19 protein-coding genes are annotated in these 20,587 nt (G+C 71.7%); 16 read left to right on the top strand and 3 right to left on the bottom strand.

The window, feature by feature from the left end; translation table 11 throughout:
• The first annotated feature begins 4 nt into the window (after window positions 1–4).
• The 8 genes from murG (at window position 5) to OIE69_RS28945 (ending at window position 7,287) form a co-directional block, all read left to right on the top strand.
• A complete protein-coding gene (gene murG, locus OIE69_RS28910) occupies window positions 5–1,096 on the top strand; it encodes an undecaprenyldiphospho-muramoylpentapeptide beta-N-acetylglucosaminyltransferase (RefSeq protein WP_326576824.1) in 1,092 nt (363 codons plus the stop codon).
• A 184-nt stretch (window positions 1,097–1,280) separates the two neighbouring features.
• Window positions 1,281–2,054, top strand: a complete 774-nt coding sequence (locus OIE69_RS28915; protein ID WP_326576825.1) for a cell division protein FtsQ/DivIB — start codon at window positions 1,281–1,283, stop codon at window positions 2,052–2,054.
• Window positions 2,055–2,300: 246 nt separating this feature from the next.
• A complete protein-coding gene (gene ftsZ / locus OIE69_RS28920) occupies window positions 2,301–3,518 on the top strand; it encodes a cell division protein FtsZ (RefSeq protein ID WP_326576826.1) in 1,218 nt (405 codons plus the stop codon).
• A 15-nt stretch (window positions 3,519–3,533) separates the two neighbouring features.
• Entirely contained in the window at window positions 3,534–4,274 is a 741-nt protein-coding gene (gene pgeF, locus OIE69_RS28925) for a peptidoglycan editing factor PgeF (protein WP_326581441.1), read from the top strand.
• Window positions 4,246–5,007: a YggS family pyridoxal phosphate-dependent enzyme gene (locus OIE69_RS28930; protein WP_326576828.1), complete on the top strand. Its 762-nt coding sequence runs from the start codon at window positions 4,246–4,248 to the stop codon at window positions 5,005–5,007. Before pgeF ends, OIE69_RS28930 begins: the two co-directional genes overlap by 29 nt.
• Window positions 5,008–5,070: 63 nt before the next feature.
• Window positions 5,071–5,652, top strand: coding sequence for a cell division protein SepF (locus OIE69_RS28935; protein WP_018557119.1), 582 nt, complete (start codon window positions 5,071–5,073; stop codon window positions 5,650–5,652).
• A gap of 62 nt (window positions 5,653–5,714) precedes the next feature.
• A complete protein-coding gene (locus OIE69_RS28940) occupies window positions 5,715–6,005 on the top strand; it encodes a YggT family protein (RefSeq protein WP_018557120.1) in 291 nt (96 codons plus the stop codon).
• A 46-nt stretch (window positions 6,006–6,051) separates the two neighbouring features.
• Window positions 6,052–7,287: a DivIVA domain-containing protein gene (locus OIE69_RS28945; RefSeq protein WP_326576832.1), complete on the top strand. Its 1,236-nt coding sequence runs from the start codon at window positions 6,052–6,054 to the stop codon at window positions 7,285–7,287.
• Window positions 7,288–8,528: 1,241 nt separating this feature from the next.
• On the opposite strand, the gene ileS is transcribed toward OIE69_RS28945, so the two are convergent.
• Complete coding sequence (ileS, locus tag OIE69_RS28950) at window positions 8,529–11,657, bottom strand: isoleucine--tRNA ligase (RefSeq protein ID WP_326576834.1); 3,129 nt, start codon at window positions 11,655–11,657, stop codon at window positions 8,529–8,531.
• 555 nt (window positions 11,658–12,212) lie between these two features.
• Here ileS and OIE69_RS28955 point away from each other — a divergent pair.
• The 5 genes from OIE69_RS28955 to OIE69_RS28975 all read left to right on the top strand — a co-directional run bounded on the left by OIE69_RS28955 (window position 12,213) and on the right by OIE69_RS28975 (window position 17,079).
• Window positions 12,213–13,316 carry a TraR/DksA family transcriptional regulator gene (locus OIE69_RS28955; protein ID WP_326576836.1) on the top strand — a complete coding sequence of 368 codons (1,104 nt, stop codon included), beginning with the start codon at window positions 12,213–12,215 and terminating at the stop codon, window positions 13,314–13,316.
• Between the two features lie 146 nt (window positions 13,317–13,462).
• The gene (gene lspA, locus OIE69_RS28960; RefSeq protein ID WP_089221918.1) at window positions 13,463–14,023 is read left to right on the top strand and encodes a signal peptidase II; all 561 of its coding nucleotides are present in this window, start codon (window positions 13,463–13,465) and stop codon (window positions 14,021–14,023) included.
• 58 nt (window positions 14,024–14,081) lie between these two features.
• A complete protein-coding gene (locus OIE69_RS28965; RefSeq protein WP_392567687.1) occupies window positions 14,082–15,017 on the top strand; it encodes an RluA family pseudouridine synthase in 936 nt (311 codons plus the stop codon).
• Window positions 15,010–15,447 (top strand): GNAT family N-acetyltransferase, encoded by a 438-nt coding sequence (locus OIE69_RS28970; RefSeq protein WP_326576840.1) that lies wholly within the window; start codon window positions 15,010–15,012, stop codon window positions 15,445–15,447. Before OIE69_RS28965 ends, OIE69_RS28970 begins: the two co-directional genes overlap by 8 nt.
• Before the next feature lie 36 nt (window positions 15,448–15,483).
• Window positions 15,484–17,079, top strand: coding sequence for a Na+/H+ antiporter (locus tag OIE69_RS28975; protein ID WP_326576842.1), 1,596 nt, complete (start codon window positions 15,484–15,486; stop codon window positions 17,077–17,079).
• 51 nt (window positions 17,080–17,130) lie between these two features.
• Here OIE69_RS28975 and OIE69_RS28980 read toward each other — a convergent pair whose 3' ends face one another.
• Window positions 17,131–18,234 (bottom strand): mechanosensitive ion channel family protein, encoded by a 1,104-nt coding sequence (locus OIE69_RS28980; protein ID WP_326576844.1) that lies wholly within the window; start codon window positions 18,232–18,234, stop codon window positions 17,131–17,133.
• Between the two features lie 79 nt (window positions 18,235–18,313).
• Between OIE69_RS28980 and OIE69_RS28985 the strand changes: the two genes are divergently transcribed.
• Both OIE69_RS28985 and OIE69_RS28990 read left to right on the top strand, forming a co-directional pair.
• A complete protein-coding gene (locus OIE69_RS28985; RefSeq protein ID WP_326576846.1) occupies window positions 18,314–18,901 on the top strand; it encodes a dienelactone hydrolase family protein in 588 nt (195 codons plus the stop codon).
• Between the two features lie 91 nt (window positions 18,902–18,992).
• Entirely contained in the window at window positions 18,993–19,445 is a 453-nt protein-coding gene (locus OIE69_RS28990) for a hypothetical protein (protein ID WP_326576848.1), read from the top strand.
• On the opposite strand, the gene OIE69_RS28995 is transcribed toward OIE69_RS28990, so the two are convergent.
• Window positions 19,424–19,792, bottom strand: coding sequence for a hypothetical protein (locus OIE69_RS28995; protein WP_326576850.1), 369 nt, complete (start codon window positions 19,790–19,792; stop codon window positions 19,424–19,426). The two genes, OIE69_RS28990 and OIE69_RS28995, sit on opposite strands and share 22 nt — an antisense overlap.
• A gap of 134 nt (window positions 19,793–19,926) precedes the next feature.
• Here OIE69_RS28995 and OIE69_RS29000 point away from each other — a divergent pair, with 134 nt between their 5' ends.
• Window positions 19,927–20,565, top strand: a complete 639-nt coding sequence (locus tag OIE69_RS29000; RefSeq protein ID WP_326576851.1) for an XRE family transcriptional regulator — start codon at window positions 19,927–19,929, stop codon at window positions 20,563–20,565.
• Window positions 20,566–20,587: the final 22 nt, after the last annotated feature.

The following is a 20,587-nucleotide window of genomic DNA, read 5'->3' on the forward strand; positions in this document are numbered from 1 at the left end:
TTCGGTGCATGTCGTACTCGCCGGTGGGGGGACCGCCGGCCACATCGAGCCCGCGCTCGCGCTCGCCGACGCCCTGCGCAGGCAGGACCCGACCGTGGGGATCACGGCACTCGGCACCGAGCGGGGTCTGGAGACCCGCCTGGTGCCCGAACGCGGCTACGATCTGGCGCTCATCCCCGCGGTCCCGCTGCCGCGCAAGCCCACGCCCGAGCTGATCACCGTCCCAGGGCGGCTGCGCGGCACCATCAAGGCCGCCGAGCAGATCCTGGAGCGCACCAAGGCCGACGCGCTCGTCGGCTTCGGCGGCTACGTCGCCCTGCCCGGCTACCTGGCCGCCAAGCGGCTCGGGGTGCCGATCGTGGTGCACGAGGCCAACGCGCGTCCGGGCCTCGCCAACAAGATCGGCTCCCGCTACACCGGCTTCGTGGCCGTGAGCACCCCGGACAGCAAGCTCCGGCACTCGCGCTACATCGGCATCCCGCTGCGCCGGTCGATCGCGACCCTCGACCGCGCCGCGGTCCGCGCGGAGGCGCGTGCCGCCTTCGGCCTCGACCCGACCCTGCCGACGCTGCTGGTCTCCGGCGGCTCCCAGGGCGCCCGGCGGCTCAACGAGGTGATCGCCTCCGTCGCCCCGCGCCTGCAGCAGTCCGGTGTCCAGATCCTGCACGCGGTCGGCCCGAAGAACGAGCTCCCGCACGCGGACAACATGCCCGGCATGCCGCAGTACATCCCGGTCCCCTACCTGGACCGGATGGACCTCGCCTACGCCGCCGCCGACATGATGCTCTGCCGGGCCGGCGCCATGACCGTCGCCGAGCTCTCGGCCGTGGGGCTGCCGGCCGCGTACGTCCCGCTGCCGATCGGCAACGGCGAGCAGCGGCTGAACGCGCAGCCGGTCGTCAAGGCGGGCGGCGGCGTCATCGTCGACGACGCCGACCTGAGCGCGGACTGGGTGCTCGGCAACGTGCTGCCGGTCCTGACCGATCCGCACCGCCTGTACGAAATGTCGCGCGCGGCAGCCGAGTTCGGCCGCCCCCATGCCGACGAGCTGCTCGTCGGCATGGTCCACGAGGCGATCGCCGCCCGCCGCGGCTGAACCCCGGCGCCGGCCGGGCACCTCCGGCACCCCCTGCGCACGGCGCCGGGGGTGCCCCGTGCTCCGTTGGGGTCACGGGGGAGGGGGCCCGGCCCGCCGGGCGGCGCGCGGCCGCCCGGCCACCCAGCACGACGACTAGCCTGCCCGGAAGCGGAAGGCAGTTCCGACGACCCCGGAGGCGAACGTGGCCGTACCGACGACCGTCGAGGTGGCCGGCGACCAGGACGGCGGGACCGGACTCCCGCCGCGGCGGAGCCGGCGCGTCATCGTCCTGACGGCGCTCGCCGCAGCCACCGTGCTGGGCGGCACCGGGACCTGGCTGCTGTACGGCTCCGCGTGGCTGCGCGCGACGCAGGTCCGCGTGACGGGCACCGAGGTGCTCCACCCCGACGAGGTCCGCGACGCCGCGCAGGTCCCGCTCAACGGGCCGCTGGTTTCCGTGGACACGGATGTGATCGCCCGCCGGCTGAAGGCCCGGCTGCCGCGCATCTCCGCGGTGGAAGTGGAGCGTTCGTGGCCGCACGCGATCACACTGAAAGTGACGGAGCGAACTCCCGCCGCCCTGGTGAAAGGTGACGGGTACTTCGCCGAAGTGGACGCGGACGGCTTCCGGTTCGACGAGCGGGACGCTCCACTGAAGGGTGTGCCCATCATCGAATTGCGGCCCTACCGCGACTCCGCGAGCTATCGACTTTTTGGTACAAAACGACTATTGGCGGCGGCTGTTCGAGTCGCGGCGGACCTGCCGAAGGTCGCATACCGGGACGCACAGCTCATCGAGGTGCGCTCATATGATGACATTACGGTCCAACTGACCCGTGGGCGGGCGGTGATGTGGGGGAGCGCGGATCAAGGGGCGGAGAAAGCGGTTGCTCTGGCCGCCCTGATGAAAGTCGAGGAGCATGCCGAGTTCTTCGACGTGAGCGCCCCAACATCCCCTGCGGCATCGGACGGTTGACGTCCCAGCCTTCTGTTCGACACCCTGGTTGGTCCGGCTCTGGCGTGATCACATAGGGTCAAAAGAAAAGCGGGAGGTTCGGCGTGTTCGTTGAACGCGAACCGCTTGTCGATTTAGTGTCCTGTCCCAAAGACAGTGCGGGACAGACATACTGGTAACCCTAAACCTCAGGGTTAGGGTTCGGATCGGCCGGCCTTCCCGACCGTCCCCACAGGTATACGTAACTCGAGGCGAGAGGCCTTCGACGTGGCAGCACCGCAGAACTACCTCGCAGTCATCAAGGTCGTCGGCATCGGCGGCGGTGGCGTGAACGCCATCAACAGGATGATCGAGGTCGGTCTCAAGGGCGTCGAGTTCATCGCGATCAACACCGATGCACAGGCCCTGCTCATGAGCGACGCCGACGTCAAGCTGGACGTCGGCCGGGAGCTCACTCGTGGACTCGGCGCCGGCGCCAACCCCGATGTCGGCCGCAAGGCCGCCGAGGACCACCGCGAGGAGATCGAAGAGGTGCTCAAGGGCGCCGACATGGTCTTCGTCACCGCGGGCGAGGGCGGCGGTACCGGCACCGGCGGGGCGCCCGTGGTCGCCAACATCGCCCGCTCGCTGGGTGCCCTCACCATCGGTGTGGTGACCCGCCCGTTCACCTTCGAGGGCCGCCGCCGGGCCAACCAGGCCGAGGACGGCATCGCCGGGCTGCGCGACGAGGTCGACACCCTCATCGTGATCCCCAACGACCGCCTCCTGTCGATCTCCGACCGCCAGGTGAGCGTGCTGGACGCCTTCCGCTCCGCGGACCAGGTACTCCTCTCCGGTGTTCAGGGCATCACCGACCTGATCACCACCCCCGGTCTGATCAACCTCGACTTCGCCGACGTGAAGTCCGTGATGTCCGAGGCGGGTTCGGCCCTCATGGGCATCGGCTCGGCCCGCGGGGACGACCGCGCGGTCGCCGCCGCCGAGATGGCGATCTCCTCGCCGCTGCTGGAGGCGTCCATCGACGGCGCCCGGGGCGTGCTGCTCTCCATCTCCGGTGGCTCGGACCTCGGTCTGTTCGAGATCAACGAGTCCGCCCAGCTGGTCAGCGAGGCGGCGCACCCCGAGGCCAACATCATCTTCGGTGCGGTCATCGACGACGCCCTGGGCGACGAGGTCCGGGTCACCGTCATCGCGGCCGGATTCGACGGCGGGCAGCCGCCGACCCGCAACCGCGACAAGGTGCTCGGCTCGTACTCCCCCTCGCGCGAGGAGAACTCCTCCCCGGCCCGTCCGGCCGCGCAGCCCGCCGAGCCGGTCCGCCCGGCCTTCAGCGGCCTGGGCAGTGTCACGCAGCGTGACGAGGAGCCGAAGGCCGAACCGGTCGCCGAGGTTCCCGCCCAGCCGATCGCCCCGCAGGTTCCCCCGGCGCGTCCCTACCAGGACACCGCCGCCGAGGAACTCGACGTACCCGACTTCCTGAAGTAAGCACAGCCACACGTGATAACGCTCAGCCATGCACGTCCGGGCGGCGCCCACTTCGCCTTCACCGACAGGTGGGGCGGGGTGAGCGCCGTTCCGTACGACAGCCTCAACCTCGGCGGCGCCGTCGGTGACGACCCGGCCGCCGTCCTCTCCAATCGCGAAGCCGCCGCACGCGGTCTGGGCCTCGACCCCGCCCGCGTGGTGTGGATGAACCAGGTGCACGGCAACGACGTCGCCGTCGTCGCCGCCCCCTGGGCCGACGGCCGGGTCCCCGAGGTGGACGCCGTCGTCACCACCCGGCCCGGACTCGCCCTCGCGGTGCTGACCGCCGACTGCGTCCCGGTCCTGATGGCCGACGCGCACGCCGGAGTGGTGGCCGCGGCCCACGCCGGCCGCCCGGGTCTGCTGGCCGGGGTCGTCCCCGCCGCGGTCGAGGCCATGGTCGGTCTCGGCGCCCGCGCGGAGCGGATCACCGCGATGACCGGGCCCTCGGTCTGCGGCTCCTGCTACGAGGTGCCCGAGTCGATGCGCGACGAGGTGGCCGCCGCCGTCCCCGAGGCCCGCGCCACCACCAGCTGGGGCACCCCCTCCCTGGACATCGCCACCGGAGTGCACGCCCAACTCGCCCGACTGGGTGTGCCGATGGGTGAGAAATCCCATATTTGTACGATGGAGTCCGGGGACCACTTCTCGTACCGCCGCGAGCGGACCACCGGACGACTCGCGGGATATGTCTGGCTGGACGGACCGAGTGACTGACCGTACGCAAGAGCGAAGGGCCGAGCTGGCCGGGAACCTGGCCGCGGTCGAGGAGCGCATCGCGGCGGCCTGCGCGGCGGCCGGCCGGGCGCGGGACGAGGTGACCTTGATCGTGGTCACCAAGACCTATCCGGCGAGCGACGTGCGGATCCTGTCGGACCTCGGTGTCCGCGAGGTGGCGGAGAACCGCGACCAGGACGCCGCCCCCAAGGCGGAGGCCTGCGCCGACCTGCCGCTGACCTGGCACTTCGTGGGACAGCTGCAGACGAACAAGGTGCGCTCGGTGGTGCGCTACGCGGACCTCGTGCATTCGGTCGACCGCCGCCGGCTGGTCGACGCCCTCTCCTCGGCCGTCATGAAGTCCGAGCGGGCCGACCGCGAGCTCGGCTGTCTCCTCCAGGTCGCGCTGGACGCCGAGTCCGGGGCGGATGGCTCCCGCGGCGGAATCGCACCCGATGCCGTCGAAGGGATCGCCGAAGCCGTCGCGGCCGCCCCCGGGCTCCGCCTTGACGGACTGATGACGGTGGCACCGCTGGCGGGGCCGTACGCGGGTCAACCCCGCGCCGCCTTCGATCGGCTGGCGGAAATCGCATCCTGCCTGCGCGCCGCGCATCCGGCTGCGAACATGGTCTCGGCAGGGATGAGCGCGGACCTCGAAGAGGCCATCGCCGCCGGTGCGACACACGTACGCATCGGTAGCGCGGTACTCGGAGTCCGGACCGGGCTCGGGTAACGTCACCAAACAAGTCGGACCACACAAAAAATATGGTCTTTCCCCGCTGAGAGGACGCAGAGCATGGCCGGCGCGATGCGCAAGATGGCGGTCTACCTCGGCCTCGTGGAGGACGACGGGTACGACGGCCCGGGATTTGACCCCGACGACGAGTTCGAACCCGAACCCGAGCCGGAGCGCTCCCGCCGACCGCACCAGTCCCACCAGCCACCACATCAGACACAACCGGAGGAACCGGCACGCATCGTGCATGCCCCGGCCCCCCGGGAACCCCGGATCGCCGCAGTGGCATCCATCACACAAGAACGCCATAGCCTGGAGAAGAACGCGCCGGTGATCATGCCCAAGGTCGTGTCGGAACGAGAGCCGTACCGGATCACGACACTCCACCCCCGGACGTACAACGAAGCCCGTACGATCGGGGAACACTTCCGTGAAGGCACTCCGGTGATCATGAATCTGACGGAGATGGACGACACGGACGCGAAGCGACTTGTCGACTTTGCCGCCGGACTGGTCTTCGGGCTGCACGGCAGCATCGAGCGGGTGACGCAGAAGGTGTTTCTGCTGTCGCCTGCTAACGTCGATGTCACGGCGGAGGACAAGGCCCGCATCGCCGAAGGCGGGTTCTTCAATCAGAGCTGAGATACGCAACCGTACGAAACCGGCCGTGAGGTCCATGAACGAGCAGGGGAGAGGGCAGCGCGATGGACATCGCACTCCAGGTGCTGTGGATCGCGCTGATGTGCTTCCTGCTTGTCCTGATCTTCCGGTTGGTGATGGACTATGTTTTCCAGTTCGCCCGATCGTGGCAGCCTGGGAAGCCCATGGTGGTCGTCCTGGAGGCCACCTACACTGTCACCGATCCGCCACTCAAGCTTCTGCGGCGGTTCATCCCGCCGCTGCGCCTCGGGGGCGTGGCGCTCGACCTGTCCTTCTTCGTATTGATGATCATCGTGTACATCCTGCTCACCGTCGTAGGGGGCTTGCGAGGATGACCGATGCGGGCTCCCGATATGTCGACGATCACGTTGAGGTGAAGAGATGCCACTGACCCCCGAGGACGTGCGGAACAAGCAGTTCACGACCGTCCGCCTCCGAGAAGGCTATGACGAGGACGAGGTCGACGCCTTCCTTGACGAGGTCGAGTCGGAACTGACGCGACTGCTCCGCGAGAACGAGGACCTGCGCGCCAAGCTGGCCGCGGCGACCCGTGCCGCCGCCCAGAACCAGCAGCAGGGCATGCGCAAGCCCGAGCCGCAGGACGGCCGCGGTCCCGGGGCTCCCGTGCCCGCCGCCATATCCGGACCGCAGCCGGTGCCGCCCCAGCAGATGGGCGGCCCCGGTCCCCAGGGACCCGGCAGTGGCCTCGCCCTGCCCGCCGGGCCCAGCGCACAGCAGGGCCCCGGTCCGATGGGCCAGGGTCCGATGCAGGGCGGCCCCATGGGTCAGGGCCCGATGGGCCAGGGCCCCATGGGTCAGGGTCCGATGGGTCAGGGCCCGATGCAGGGCGGCCCCATGGGCCAGGGTCCGATGGGACAGCAGCACCCCATGCAGGGCGGCCCCATGGGTCAGGGCCCGATGGGACAGCAGCACCCCATGCAGGGTGGTCACCCGATGCAGCAGCAGGGCCCCGGTGGCGACAGCGCCGCCCGTGTGCTCTCGCTCGCCCAGCAGACGGCCGACCAGGCGATCGCCGAGGCACGCGCCGAGGCGAACAAGATCGTCGGCGAGGCCCGCAGCCGCGCCGAGGGCCTGGAGCGCGACGCCCGCGCCAAGGCCGACGCCCTTGAGCGGGACGCGCAGGAGAAGCACCGCGTGGCGATGGGCTCCCTGGAGTCCGCTCGCGCCACGCTGGAGCGCAAGGTCGAGGACCTGCGCGGCTTCGAGCGCGAGTACCGCACCCGCCTGAAGTCGTACCTGGAGAGCCAGCTGCGTCAGCTGGAGAACCAGGCCGACGACTCGCTCGCCCCGCCGCGCACCCCCGCGGCCGCTTCCCTCTCCTCCGGTTCCGGAGGAATGGGCGGCACCATGGGCGGCGGCGGCATGGGCACGATGGGCGGCGGCATGGCCACGGCCGGTGCCGGCACCATGGGCGGCAACCAGGGCTACGGCGGCCAGGGTATGGGCGGCGGGCAGAACCCGACGTACGGCGGCCAGCAGCAGATGTCGCCGGCCATGACGCAGCCGATGGCACCGGTGCGGCCCCAGGGCCCGGCGCCGCTGCAGCAGGCGCCGACGCCGATGCGTGGGTTCCTGATCGACGAGGACGACAACTAGTCGCTTACGCGACTGCGGCACCACAGGGCCGGGCCCCCAGGGAATCGCTTCCCTCGGGGGCCCGGCCCTTTCACGGTCCCCTCGTGTGCGGCCCGTTGCTGTGTGCGGGTCGTTTGCGCCTGCGGGCGGCTGCGCCGGGCTGCCTGGTTGTTGTGTGCGGGTTGGTTGCGCCTGCGGCGGGCTGTCCCTCGCCCTCCCTCCCCCAGCCTTCGGCCGGGGGGACCCCCATCCGGCGCGGTCAGTGAACGCCTCGCGGGGTGCGTGGTGGGCCGGGGGCGGGGCCTCCGGGGCTGCACGTCCTGGACTGGGTTATTTACGTGCATGACGGGCGGTCCAAGTCCGAGCCCCGGATGCCGCACACAAATATCCCGCAGCGTCCAGAACATCCACCCCTACGACCCCGCCCCCTCCGTATCCGTGCGCGACTGACGGCCGGAGGGTGGTGAGGAGTGGTCCGGGGTTGCCGCACGCGTCTTACCGAACGCCCACGGCCATCAGGCCCTCCATGGGGGAATCTTCCAACTGATCACGGAGCAGTTCGGGCACAGGGGCTATCGGGGCGCTTGGGCCGATGCCGGCGGTAGGGCGCGCGGGCGCTGATCGCTCTGCTTCGGCCAGGGGCGGCCTGATGCGGTGCGGTTGGTGTGGTTCCAAGGCTGAATCTGGTTGCGGGTCGGACGCCCGCCGGAGGTCAGGGTGCGTCCCCACATAGGCGCTCGTCGTGATCTGCCGCCTGGAGCGTCGGCGGGTGAGGTGCGTCAGCCGTCCCGTGGGAGGTGCCCCGGGCCACGGGTGCGCGCACCCTGTCCCGGCCTGCGGCCGGGGGACCCCCTGCGGAGGGCAGTTGGCAGCGGTGCGGGGAGGGGCGCCCCCCATCACCCCCTCCACCGGCCGTTGGTCGCCTTCCGAAACGGAGGGGGCGGGGTCGTAGGGGTGGGCGTTCTGGACGCTGACGTGTATTTGTTGTGCGGCACCCGGGGCACCGAGCGCAGGTGCCCGCCATGCACATAAATATGCGGTACAGAATGCCCAGCCCCGGAGGCCCCGCCCCCGGCCCACCACGCACCCGCGCAGGCCCGCACCAACCATCCGGGATGGGGGTCCCCCCGGCCGAAGGCTGGGGGAGGGCGGGAGGGCGGGGGACAGCCCGCCGCAGGCGCACACAACCCGCACACAACGACGCCCCCCGCCCACGGGAAACGTGGGCGGGGGGCGTCGTGCGGTGCCCGACCCCGAAGGGGTCAGCGCTTGCGGAGGTGGAACGTGAGGCCGAGGGCCTCGTCGGTGAAGGCGGGGCCGTAACCCTCCTCCGGGGCGCCGGAGGCGAAGTCCGTCGCGAGGACCTCGTCCGCGACGAGCCGCGCGTGCTCCGCGAGCGCCTCCGCCAGTTCCGCGTCGGCGGCGGCCCAGCGCAGCGCGATGCGGTCCGCGACGTCCAGGCCGCTGTTCTTGCGGGCCTCCTGGACGAGCCGGATGACGTCGCGGGCCAGGCCCGCCCGGCGCAGCTCCGGGGTGATCTCGAGGTCGAGCGCCACGGTCGCGCCGGAGTCGGACGCGACGGACCAGCCCTCGCGCGGGGTCTCCGTGATGATCACTTCCTCCGCGGACAGGGCGACCGGCTCGCCGTCCACGACCACGGACGCGTTGCCCTCGCGCAGCGCCAGCGACAGCGCCGCCGCGTCGCACTCGGCGACGGCCTTGGCGACGGCCTGGACGCCCTTGCCGAAGCGCTTGCCGAGGGCGCGGAAGTTGGCCTTGGCCGTGGTGTCGACCAGGGAGCCGCCGACCTCGCTCAGGGACGCCAGGGAGGCGACGTTGAGCTCCTCGGCGATCTGCGCCCGCAGTTCCTCGCCGAGCGCCTCGAAGCCCGAGGCGGCCACCAGGGCCCGCGAGAGGGGCTGGCGGGTCTTGACCCCGGACTCGGCACGGGTGGCGCGGCCCAGCTCCACCAGGCGGCGTACGAGGGCCATCTGCTCGGACAGGACGGGGTCGACCAGCGCCGCGTCCACCGTGGGCCAGCTCGCCAGGTGCACCGACCCGGGGGCGCCCGGGGTGACCGGGACGACCAGGTCCTGCCAGACGCGCTCGGTGATGAACGGCACCAGCGGCGCCATCAGCCGGGTCACCGTCTCGACGACGTCGTGCAGGGTGCGCAGCGCCGCCTTGTCGCCCTGCCAGAAGCGGCGCCGCGAGCGGCGCACGTACCAGTTGGACAGGTCGTCGACGAAGGACGAGAGCAGCTTGCCCGCGCGCTGGGTGTCGTACGACTCCAGCGCGTCGGTGACGTCGCGCACCAGCGCACCCAGCTCGCCGAGCAGCCAGCGGTCCAGCAGCGGGCGGTCGGCCGGGGCCGGGTCGGCCTCGCTCGGGGCCCAGCCGGAGGTGCGGGCGTACAGGGCCTGGAAGGCGACCGTGTTCCAGTACGTCAGGAGGGTCTTGCGGACCACCTCCTGGATCGTTCCGTGGCCGACCCGGCGGGCCGCCCAGGGCGAGCCGCCGGCCGCCATGAACCAGCGCACGGCGTCGGCGCCGTGCTGGTCCATGAGCGGGATGGGCTGGAGGATGTTGCCCAGGTGCTTGGACATCTTCCGGCCGTCCTCGGCGAGGATGTGGCCCAGGCAGACCACGTTCTCGTAGGCGTTCCGGTCGAAGACGAGGGTGCCGACCGCCATCAGCGTGTAGAACCAGCCGCGAGTCTGGTCGATCGCCTCGGAGATGAACTGCGCCGGATAGGTGCCCTCGAAGAGCTCCTTGTTCCGGTACGGGTAGCCCCACTGCGCGAACGGCATGGAGCCCGAGTCGTACCAGGCGTCGATGACCTCGGGCACGCGCACGGCCGCGGCGGAGCACTGCGGGCACGCGAAGGTGACGTCGTCGATGAAGGGGCGGTGCGGGTCCAGGCCGGTCTGGTCGGCGCCGGTCAGCTCCGACAGCTCGGCCAGCGAGCCGACGCAGGTGAGGTGGCCCTCCTCGCAGCGCCAGATGGGCAGCGGCGTGCCCCAGTAGCGGTTGCGGGACAGCGCCCAGTCGATGTTGTTGTTGAGCCAGTCGCCGAAGCGGCCGTGCTTGACCGCCTCCGGGTACCAGTTGGTGCGCTCGTTCTCGCGGAGCAGGGCGTCCTTGACCGCGGTCGTGCGGATGTACCAGGACGGCTGCGCGTAGTAGAGCAGCGCGGTGTGGCAGCGCCAGCAGTGCGGGTAGCTGTGCTCGTACGGCAGGTGGCGGAAGAGCAGCCCGCGCGCCTGGAGGTCGTCGACGAGGGCCTCGTCGGCCTTCTTGAAGAACTGGCCGCCGACCAGCTCCAGGTCCTCCTCGAAGGTGCCGTCGGGGCGCACCGGGTTGACCACCGGCAGCCCGTAGGCGCGGCAGGTCCTGAGGTCGTCCTCACCGAAGGCGGGCGCCTGGTGGACCAGGCCGGTGCCGTCCTCGGTCGTGACGTACTCGGCGTTGACGACGAAGTGCGCGCCCTCCAACTCGACCAGGTCGAAGGGGCGCTGGTACGTCCAGCGCTCCATCTCGCGGCCGGTGAAGCTCTGGCCGGTGGCCTCCCAGCCCTCGCCGAGCGACTTGCCGAGCAGCGGCTCGGCGACGACCAGCTTCTCCCGGCCGTCGGTGGCGACGACGTAGGTGACGTCGGGGTGCGCGGCGACCGCGGTGTTGGAGACGAGCGTCCAGGGAGTGGTCGTCCACACCAGGAGCGCGGCCTCGCCCGCGAGCGGGCCGGAGGTGAGCGGGAAGCGCACGTACACCGAGGGGTCGACCACGGTCTCGTAGCCCTGCGCCAGCTCGTGGTCGGACAGGCCCGTGCCGCAGCGCGGGCACCAGGGCGCGACGCGGTGGTCCTGGACCAGCAGGCCCTTGTCGAAGATCTGCTTGAGCGACCACCAGACGGACTCGATGTACTCCGGGTCCATCGTCCGGTAGGCGTCGTCGAGGTCGACCCAGTACCCCATGCGGGTGGTCAGCTCGGCGAAGGCGTCGGTGTGCCGGGTCACGGACGCGCGGCACATGGCGTTGAACTCGGCGACGCCGTACGCCTCGATGTCCTTCTTGCCGGAGAAGCCCAGCTCCTTCTCGACGGCGAGCTCGACCGGAAGACCATGGCAGTCCCAGCCGGCCTTGCGGGTCACGTGGTGGCCCTGCATCGTCTTGAAGCGCGGGAAGACGTCCTTGAAGACGCGGGCCTCGATGTGGTGCGCGCCCGGCATGCCGTTGGCGGTCGGCGGGCCCTCGTAGAAGACCCACTCCGGCTTGCCCTCGGTCTGCTCCAGGGAGCGGGCGAAGACCTTGTTCTCCTGCCAGAACGCGAGCACCTCGTGCTCCAGCGCGGGCAGGTCTACCTGGGCGGGGACCTGGCGGTACTGCGTCATCGGATCTGCCTCCGGCGGACACGGTCGCGTGCGTATTCCGTCGGAGGGACGAGAGCGCCTGCTGTGAGTGCTCCCGCGGTACCACCCTCCTTGGCCGCGGACGGGCCCCTGCGGGCTCGCTCCGCAACCCCCTCATTGGGGTCGCGCTGCCGGCTCTACTCGCCCTCGCGGGTTTTCTTCCGGCGGCTCCGGGGTGATCTTCACGTCGCGCACACCCCCGGGCTTCCACCGTCCCCGGGTCGCTATGGGCTGCGTACGGCGCTACTCGTCCCCTTCCACGCCTTTCGCTCCGCCCAGTGTAAGGGGCCGCGGGGTGCGGTGTCGGCCGGGTTTCGGCGGAGGGCCGGTGTGACCCGAATGGCCCGGTCCGCACCCCGTTACCCGTGGGTACCGGAATACCCCGCGGAGAGCTGGGCACAACGGATGCAGACCTGCCTCCCGACCCGGCACGGCAGGCGGATCAGGCGGCGTGCCCCGTTGCCGCGGGTCCGGAGCCGATTTATCGTTCCGGCACGATTCGCGAGCAAGATCGCAATATGTGAAGGGGCCTCGGCCATGGTGGGGAAGAAGACCACCGTCACGAAGAAGACGACGGCGAAGAAGACGGCACCGGCGGCCGCCTCCGCGGCCCGCACGAATGCCGCGCCCACCGCGCGGAAGGCGGCGGCCGAGCGCCCGGCCAAGGCTGCGTCCCCCGCTCGCAGGAAGGCCGCCGCGGCAGGCGAAGGAACGGCCGAGGGGACGCGGAGCACCAGGAGGAAGGCCGCGGCCGGGAAGAAGGCGCCCGCGAAGAAGGCTGTCGTACGCAAGGCGGCACCCGCCGCGAAGCAGGCCGCGGCGTCCGCCGCGGGGAAGACCGCGGCCAAGGCCGCAGGAAAGAAGGCGGCCGTGGCGGAGGAGACGACGACGAAGGCGGCGTCCACGCGCAAGACCACGGGACGTACGGCGAGCAAGACCGCGCCTCCCGCCAAGAAGACGGTGACGGCGGCGGAGAAGCCCGCGAAGGCGCCGGCCGCGGCGAAGAAGGCCGCGCCGGCGAAGAAGGCCGCGAAGGCGGCCAAGACCGCCACCGCCAGGACCACCAGGACCGCCGGTACGGCCGCTGCGGCCGCACCCGCGAAGACCACGAAGTCCGCGAAGGCCACGAAGACGGGAGCCAAGAAGGTGGCAGCGAAGAAGACGGCGGCCGGTACGGCCGCGGCAGGGGCGTCCGCCTCCGCGGTTCCCACGGCCCGCATCGCCGAGGCGGCGGGCGCCGTCGCCGCGGGCGACCTGGCCGTACGGCCGGACGAGGAGCCGTGGTCCGAGCAGGAGGTGGAGGCGGCGCGCACCGAGCTGCTGGCCGAGATGGACCGGCTGCGGTCCGAGATCACCACCTCGGAGGACGCCATCACCGGGCTGCTGCGCGACTCGGGCGACGGGGCCGGTGACGACCAGGCCGACACCGGCACCAAGAACATCACGCGCGAGCACGAGATGGCGCTGACCGCCAACGCCCGCGAGATGCTCGCGCAGACCGGGCACGCGCTCGAGCGGCTGGACTCCGGCACGTACGGGCTCTGCGAGTCCTGCGGCAAGCCGATCGGCAAGGCGCGGATGCAGGCCTTCCCCCGCGCGACGCTCTGCGTGGACTGCAAGCAGCGCCAGGAACGCCACTGAGCGCCGACCGCCGATGCCGGCCACTGGGCGCGGAAACGGGGAATCGCGGGGCCCGAACCCTCGCAGCCCCGCTGTTCGGACGTATGTGCCGTAACCTCGTCTGCGTCAGGATCCGGACTGGCGCAGATCAGGGCTGAAGGACTCACATGGCGAAGGCACAGGAGACCGCGGCGGACACGGCCGAGGAGCCGACCGGCGGTACGGACGAGGTCACCGGCAAGGGGCCGCGGCGCATCGCCGTGCTCCTGAGCGTCGCGGCGCTCGCGTACGTCCTCGACCTCCTCACGAAGATCTGGGTGGTGACCAGCCTCGAGGGACACGAGCCCATCGAGGTGATCGGCAGCTACCTGCGCTTCGAGGCGGTGCGCAACGCCGGTGCGGCCTTCGGCTTCGGCCAGGGCATGACCATCGTCTTCACGGTGATCGCCGTCACGGTGGTCGTGGTGATCGCCAGGATCGCCCGCAAGCTGCACAGCGTGCCGTGGGCGATCGCGCTGGGACTCCTGCTCGGGGGCGCCTTCGGCAACCTCACCGACCGGATCTTCCGTGCGCCGGGCTTCCTGCAGGGCCACGTGGTCGACTTCATCGCGCCGACCCACTTCGCGGTGTTCAACCTGGCCGACTCGGCGATCGTCTGCGGCGGCATCCTGATCGTCCTGCTGTCCTTCCGCGGTCTGGACCCGGACGGAACCGTGCACAAGGACTGAGCCGGGAGCAGGGCGGCGAGGGGCGCCCCGCGGATCCGGCATACTCGATCAGGTGAGTATGCCTGCCGAAGTTCGATCCCTCCCCGTCCCCGATGGCCTCGAGGGCGAGCGCGTCGACGCCGCCATCGCCCGTATGTTCGGTTTCTCGCGGACCAAGGCGGCCGAGCTGGCCGCCGCCGGGAAGGTGACGATCGACGGCAGCGCGGCCGGCAAGTCCGACCGGGTCTCGGGCGGTGCCTGGCTCGAGGTCGAGATGCCCGCGCCGCCGCGCCCGGTGGAGATCGTCGCCGAGCCGGTGCCCGGCATGCGCATCGTGCACGACGACGACCACGTGGTCGTGATCGACAAGCCCGTGGGCGTGGCCGCCCACCCCAGCCCCGGCTGGACCGGCACCACGGTCATCGGCGGCCTGGCCGCCGCCGGCTACCGGATCTCGACCTCCGGGGCCGCCGAGCGCCAGGGCATCGTCCACCGGCTCGACGTCGGCACCTCGGGGCTGATGGCCGTCGCCAAGTCGGAGATCGCCTACAGCGACCTCAAGCAGCAGTTCCGGGAGCGCACCGTCGACAAGCGCTACCATGCGCTGGTCCAGGGCCACCCCGACCCGCTGAGCGGCACCATCGACGCCCCGATCGGCCGCCACCCCCAGCACGACTACAAGTGGGCCGTGACCGCGGAGGGCAAGCCCAGCGTCACGCACTACGACCTCGTCGAGGCGTTCCGCGCGGCCTCCCTGCTCGACATCAAGCTGGAGACCGGCCGCACCCACCAGATCCGGGTCCACATGGCCGCCCACCGCCACCCCTGCGTCGGCGACCTGACCTACGGCGCCGACCCCACCCTCGCCAAGCGGCTGAAACTCACCCGCCAGTGGCTGCACGCCGTGCGCCTGGGTTTCTCCCACCCCGAGGACGGCCGCTGGGTGGAGTTCGAGAGCACCTACCCGGACGACCTGCAGTACGCCCTCGACACCGTGCGGGCCGACAGTGCCTGAGAACTACGAGGTCCGGGTCGCCGCCGACCCGGACGACCTGAAGGCGTACTACGCGGTCCGGCACGAGGTCTTCGTCGTCGAGCAACAGGTCCCCGCCGACCTGGAGTACGACGCACACGACGACGCCGCCGTGCACGTCCTGGCGATCGGCCCCCACGGCGCACTCGGCGCGGGTCGGCTGCTCCTCGGCGAGGACGGCACCGGCATCCTCGGGCGGCTCGCCGTGACCGGCGCCTCCCGCGGGCTGGGCATCGGCGTGGCGCTGGTGCGCGCCATCGAGGACGAGGCCCGGCGGCACGGTCTGTCCGCCGTCGAACTGCACGCCCAGACCCACGCCGTCGGCTTCTACGAGCGCCTCGGCTACACCGCCTTCGGCGCGGAGTACGAGGAGGCGGGCATTCCGCACCTCTCGATGAGGCGCGTGCTCTGACCGGGGCCGGGGCGGCGGACATGCCACGCTAGGGGCGTGGATCAACTCGCGCTGTTCTTCGCCCTGATGCTCGCGGCCATCGTGATGGTGCCGCTGGGCGACCGGATGGGGCTGCCGTCGCCCGTTCTGATGACGCTGCTCGGGGTCGTGCTGGCCCTTCTGCCGTTCGTACCGAACGTCGAGATCAACCCCGGGCTCATCCTGCCGCTCGTGCTGCCGCCGCTGCTCTACGCCTCCGTACAGCGCACGTCCTGGCGGCAGTTCGCCGCCAACAAGAAGGCCATCTTCCTGCTGGCCGTCGCCCTTGTGCTGATCACCACCGCGGCGGTGGGCGCCATCGCCGCCACCGTCGTCCCCGGCATCTCGCTGGCCGCCGCCCTCGCGCTCGGCGCGCTGGTCGCCCCGCCCGACCCGGTGGCCGCGACCGCGGTCGCCGGGCGGCTGGGACTGCCGCGCCGCATGGTGTCGACCCTGGAGGGCGAGGGCCTCTTCAACGACGTCACCGCGATCGTCGTCTACAACGTGGCCGTCGCGGCGGCCGTGACCGGTTCCTTCTCGTGGCCGGAGGCGCTCGGCGAACTGCTGCTGTCGGCGGTCGTCGCGGTCGCCGTCGGCGTCGTGCTGGGCTGGACGGCCTCCAAGCTGATGGGGGTCGTCGGCGACCCGACCCTGCAGATCGGGCTCTCGCTGCTCGTCCCGTTCGCCTCGTACGCGATCGCCGACGAGGCGCACGGCTCCGGCGTCCTCGCCGTGCTCACCACCGCGCTCTTCCTCGCCGAACACGCCCGCGACGCCGACGACGTGACCGGCCGACTGGTCGGCGCCACCTTCTGGGAGGTCGTCGACACGCTCGTCACCGGCGTCGCCTTCGGCCTGATCGGCCTGGAGCTGCACAACGTCTTCGGTGTCGGTGCCGGCCGCTGGGGCACCATGGTGAGCCACGCGGCGATCGTCGTCGGCGCGGTCGTCCTCGTACGGCTGGCCTATCTGATGCCGGCCGCGGCGGTGACCAGGCGACTGCACAAACGGCGCGACCTGGACGAGGACATCCCCATGTCGTGGCGCGAGACCGTCGTCATGTGGTGGGCCGGCATGCGCGGTGTGGCGTCCGTCGCCCTGGCGCTGGCCATCCCGCACACCACGGAGAGCGGCGAGCCCTTCCCGGCGCGGGACGAGATCCTCTTCATCGCCTTCGCCGTCGTCCTCACCACCCTGGTGCTGCAGGGGCTCACCCTTCCGCAGGTCGTCAAACGGCTCGGGGTGAGCAGCGACACCCAGGTGGAGCACGACATGGAGATGCTGCTCGCGCTGCGCGCCATGGCCGCGGCGAAGCAGCGGCTGAAGGAGGTCGAGGCCACCGAGGACTTCTCCGAGGAGGTCTCCGAACTCCTGCACCGCCGCGCCTTCGACGTCGGGGCCCGTATCTGCCCCGACATCGTCGACGACGAGAAGCGCGACCGGCACACCGCCCGGGTGCGGCGCATCAAGACGGTCGAGCGCGTCCAGCGCGACATGCTCTCCGCCGCCCGGCACGAGGTCCTCGCCGCGCGCAGCGAGCCCGGCTACGACCCCGAGATCGTCGACCGGGTGCTGCGCCAGCTCGACGTGCGCAGCCTGCGTGTGTCCCGGTAGCCGCCCTGCGGCGTCCCGGCCCGCCGTCGCACGGTGACGCGCCGCCGGCCCCTACCGGGCCCCGGGGCCGGGACCGATGTCCTCGGCCCCGGGGGTGGCCTGCTGCCGGTCCGGGGCCTCGGCCAGGCCGGGGGCGGTGGCGGTGTTGATGCGCGGCAGGGCGTACGGGTGCTCGCGGCGCAGCCAGTCGATCATGTGCTCCCGCACCACGCAGCGCACCGTCCAGATGTCGTCCGCGTCCTTCGCGGTGGCCAGGGCCCGCACCTCGATCGTGGACGGCGTGCTGTCCGTCACCACCAGGCCCCAGGCCCGGCCGTCCCACTGCTCGCACCCCTTGAGGACGTCGTGCAGGTGTTCGCGCATCAGGTCGACGGGTGTGGCGTGGTCCAGGTGGAAGTAGACGGTGCCGGTCATCCGGGCGTCGCCGCGGGACCAGTTCTCGAAGGGCTTGCTGGTGAAGTACGAGACCGGCATGGTGATCCGCCGCTCGTCCCAGGTGCGCACCACGAGGTAGGTGAGGGTGATCTCCTCAACCGTCCCCCACTCGCCCTCCACGACCACCGCGTCGCCGATCCGGACCATGTCCCCGAAGGCGATCTGCAGCCCCGCGAAGAGGTTGCCCAGCGTCGACTGGGCCGCGATGCCGGCGACGATGCCGATGACCCCCGCGGAGGCCAGCATGGAGGCGCCGAACCCGCGCATCGCGGGGAAGGTCAGCAGCATGGCCGCGACCGCGACCACGCCGACGACCGCGGTGACGACCCGCTGGATCAGCGTCACCTGCGTCCGGACCCGCCGTACCCGCGCCGCGTCCTGGGCGGCGGACGCGTACCGGGAGTAGGACGCCTCGACGACGGCGGCCGCGACCCTGACGATCAGCCAGGCACAGGCCCCGATCAGCACCAGCGTCAGCACCTGCCCGACCCCGCGGGTGTGGCCGCGGGCCAGGTGCGCCTGCTCGTACGAGCCGCGCAGCAGCGAACTGCAGATCACCAGCCGGAGCGGCAGCCGCGCGCGCCGCAGCAGGTTCCACAGCGGGGTCTCCGGGTGCCGGGCGTCCGCCCGGCGCAGGGCGTGGTCGACGGCCCAGCCCACGGCGAGCGTGACGACGAGGGAGCCGCCCACCACGCCGAGCGGTCGTATGACGGAATCCATGTCTTCGACGGTAACGGGCATGATGGAGCCCGTACCCGACCGTGCGCCGATCATGGGAAGTGAAATTGTGAGCTCCGGCATGACCATCGTGCTGTTCCACTCGGCCTACGGACTGCGTCCCGCCGTGCACGCCGCCGCGGACCGGCTGCGGGCGGCCGGCCACGAGGTGCATGTGCCCGACCTCTACGAGGGCCGCACCGCGGACACCGTCGAGGAGGGCATGGCCATCAAGGACGAGATCGGCCGCGACGAATTGCTGATGCGCGCCGTCACCGTCTCCGGACCGCTCTCCGACCGCGGCCTGGTCTACGCCGGGTTTTCGCTGGGCGGTTCCATCGCGCAGAACCTCGCCCTCGCCGACGACAGGGCCCGGGGCCTCCTGCTGCTGCACGGCACCTCCGACATCGCCGACGACGCGGCCACCGAGCTCCCCGTCCAGCTGCATGTCGCCGAGCCCGACCCCTTCGAGCCCGACGACTGGCTGAACGCCTGGTACCTGCGCATGCGCAAGGCGGGCGCCGACGTGGAGATCCACCGCTACCGCGGCGCCGGCCACCTGTTCACCGACCCCGACCTCGACGACTACGACGCGGAGGCGGCCGAGCAGGCCTGGGCGGTCGCCCTGGACTTCCTCGCGGACCTCGCGGCGGAGGCGGGGGAGGGGTGAGGCGGGGTGAGGGGAGGCGCGGGAGGCGCGAGGGGCGTAACGCCGTTGTGCGCGGGGGCCGTTGTCAGTGGCCGCTGAGATCATCCGGGACATGGGTGTTCTCTACGGGTACTACTCCGCCGCCGACGACAAGGACGCCGCCCGCGCCGTGGTCCGCGAGTTCCGCCGTGCCGAGTCCGGCAGCCGCGACCAGCACGTGACCCAGGGCATCGACCCGGTCGTGGAGTTGCTCCCCGCGGAGGTGCTCATCACCGGCCGCGCCCCCGAGGACGTGCGCTCCGACCCGCGCCGCGGCGCCCTGGTGGGGGTGGCCGGTGAGGGCAGGGTCGTCGCGGTCTCCCTCACCGACAGCTTCCGCGACGCGCTCGCCGCCTTCGACGCGGACCTGCTCGACGACGTCGCCATGGGGTGGTCCCGCAGCTCCGGAGGCCTCCACGGCGTCCACGGCCCCGACGTCCTCGGGCTGTTCCTCAAGGAGCTCGCCGGGCTGGCCGGCCGCGCGTCGGCGGACGGGCGGCGCCTCTACTGCTGGATACGCCCCTGAGCGAGGGCGGCCCTGCGGGTCCCGGCGGCCGCGGCGAGCAGCAGGAGCGCGGCCGAGGGCAGGAACACGTACATCGCGATCACCGCGCCGATGACGGACCAGGTGACCAGCGCCAGTGCGATGACGACGCAGGCCTGGGCGAAGACCTTGGGGAACCGCCCCAGGAGCGGCGGCAGCGCCAACGGCACGACGGTCGGCACGAAGAAGCCGCCGTAGTAGCCGTCCAGCCCGTAGACCAGCCCGGGCACCGCGGCGGCCAGCGCCCCCACCGCCAGCACCCACTGCCGGCGCCCGATCCCCGCCCGCGCATCCGGCCGTGTAGTCGGCCGTCCCGCCCCAGCCCCCATGACCGCCCCTTCCCCCGTGGCGAACACCGCTTTGAACGCGTTCAACCTAGCGGATCGCGGCCCGGCCCCGTACCGGCGGCCGAACGAGGCGACGCCTGTTGCCGTTCCCGGGACGGCCGGGGTGCAATGGGCGCATGGAAGACCTGACCTCGATCGCCGCCGCCCTGGCCGGGGTCGGCCCCCGTCTCAAGCGCCTGCGCACGCAGCGGGGCGTCACGCTGGCCGCGCTGTCCGAGGCCACCGGCATCTCCACGAGCACGCTGTCCCGCCTGGAGACCGGCCGGCGCCGTCCCAGCCTCGAGCTCCTCCTCCCGATCGCCCAGGCCCACCGCGTACCGCTGGACGAACTGGTCGGCGCCCCCGAGGTCGGCGATCCCCGGGTCCGCCTCAGGCCCCGTAGTGTGAACGGCCGTACCGTGCTGCCCCTGACCCGGCAGCCGGGCTCCCCGCAGGCGTGGAAGGTCGTCATCCCGGCGGCCCAGTGCGAGCCCGACCTCCGCGTACACGAGGGCTACGAGTGGCTGTACGTGCTCTCCGGACGCCTCCGCCTCCTGCTGGGCGACCGCGAGGTCGTCCTCGGCGTCGGCGAGGCCGCCGAGTTCGACACCCGGCTGCCGCACTGGTTCGGCAGCGCCGACGACCGATCCGTCGAGATCCTCAGCCTCTTCGGCAGCCAGGGCGAACGCATGCACGTCCGTGCGAGGCCCGGCCGGGGGAGCGGGGGTGACGACGGTGACGGCGCAACTGCGGGGCACACGGCACCCGGCACGTGAGCGGGTGCTGCGGGCGGCGCCC

Origin of the sequence: Actinacidiphila glaucinigra, from assembly GCF_035918135.1 — a bacterium.
In the GTDB taxonomy this organism is placed as follows: Bacteria; Actinomycetota; Actinomycetes; order Streptomycetales; family Streptomycetaceae; genus Actinacidiphila; species Actinacidiphila glaucinigra.

Coding starts and splice junctions, on each gene's coding strand:
- OIE69_RS28930 (WP_326576828.1), top strand. CDS start 4,246: ATGTCTGGCTGGACGGACCGAGTGACTGACCGTACGCAAGAGCGAAGG.
- OIE69_RS28935 (WP_018557119.1), top strand. CDS start 5,071: ATGGCCGGCGCGATGCGCAAGATGGCGGTCTACCTCGGCCTCGTGGAG.
- OIE69_RS28940 (WP_018557120.1), top strand. CDS start 5,715: ATGGACATCGCACTCCAGGTGCTGTGGATCGCGCTGATGTGCTTCCTG.
- OIE69_RS28945 (WP_326576832.1), top strand. CDS start 6,052: ATGCCACTGACCCCCGAGGACGTGCGGAACAAGCAGTTCACGACCGTC.
- ileS (WP_326576834.1), bottom strand. CDS start 11,657: ATGACGCAGTACCGCCAGGTCCCCGCCCAGGTAGACCTGCCCGCGCTG.
- OIE69_RS28955 (WP_326576836.1), top strand. CDS start 12,213: ATGGTGGGGAAGAAGACCACCGTCACGAAGAAGACGACGGCGAAGAAG.
- lspA (WP_089221918.1), top strand. CDS start 13,463: ATGGCGAAGGCACAGGAGACCGCGGCGGACACGGCCGAGGAGCCGACC.
- OIE69_RS28965 (WP_392567687.1), top strand. CDS start 14,082: ATGCCTGCCGAAGTTCGATCCCTCCCCGTCCCCGATGGCCTCGAGGGC.
- OIE69_RS28980 (WP_326576844.1), bottom strand. CDS start 18,234: ATGGATTCCGTCATACGACCGCTCGGCGTGGTGGGCGGCTCCCTCGTC.
- OIE69_RS28985 (WP_326576846.1), top strand. CDS start 18,314: ATGACCATCGTGCTGTTCCACTCGGCCTACGGACTGCGTCCCGCCGTG.
- OIE69_RS28990 (WP_326576848.1), top strand. CDS start 18,993: ATGGGTGTTCTCTACGGGTACTACTCCGCCGCCGACGACAAGGACGCC.
- OIE69_RS28995 (WP_326576850.1), bottom strand. CDS start 19,792: ATGGGGGCTGGGGCGGGACGGCCGACTACACGGCCGGATGCGCGGGCG.
- OIE69_RS29000 (WP_326576851.1), top strand. CDS start 19,927: ATGGAAGACCTGACCTCGATCGCCGCCGCCCTGGCCGGGGTCGGCCCC.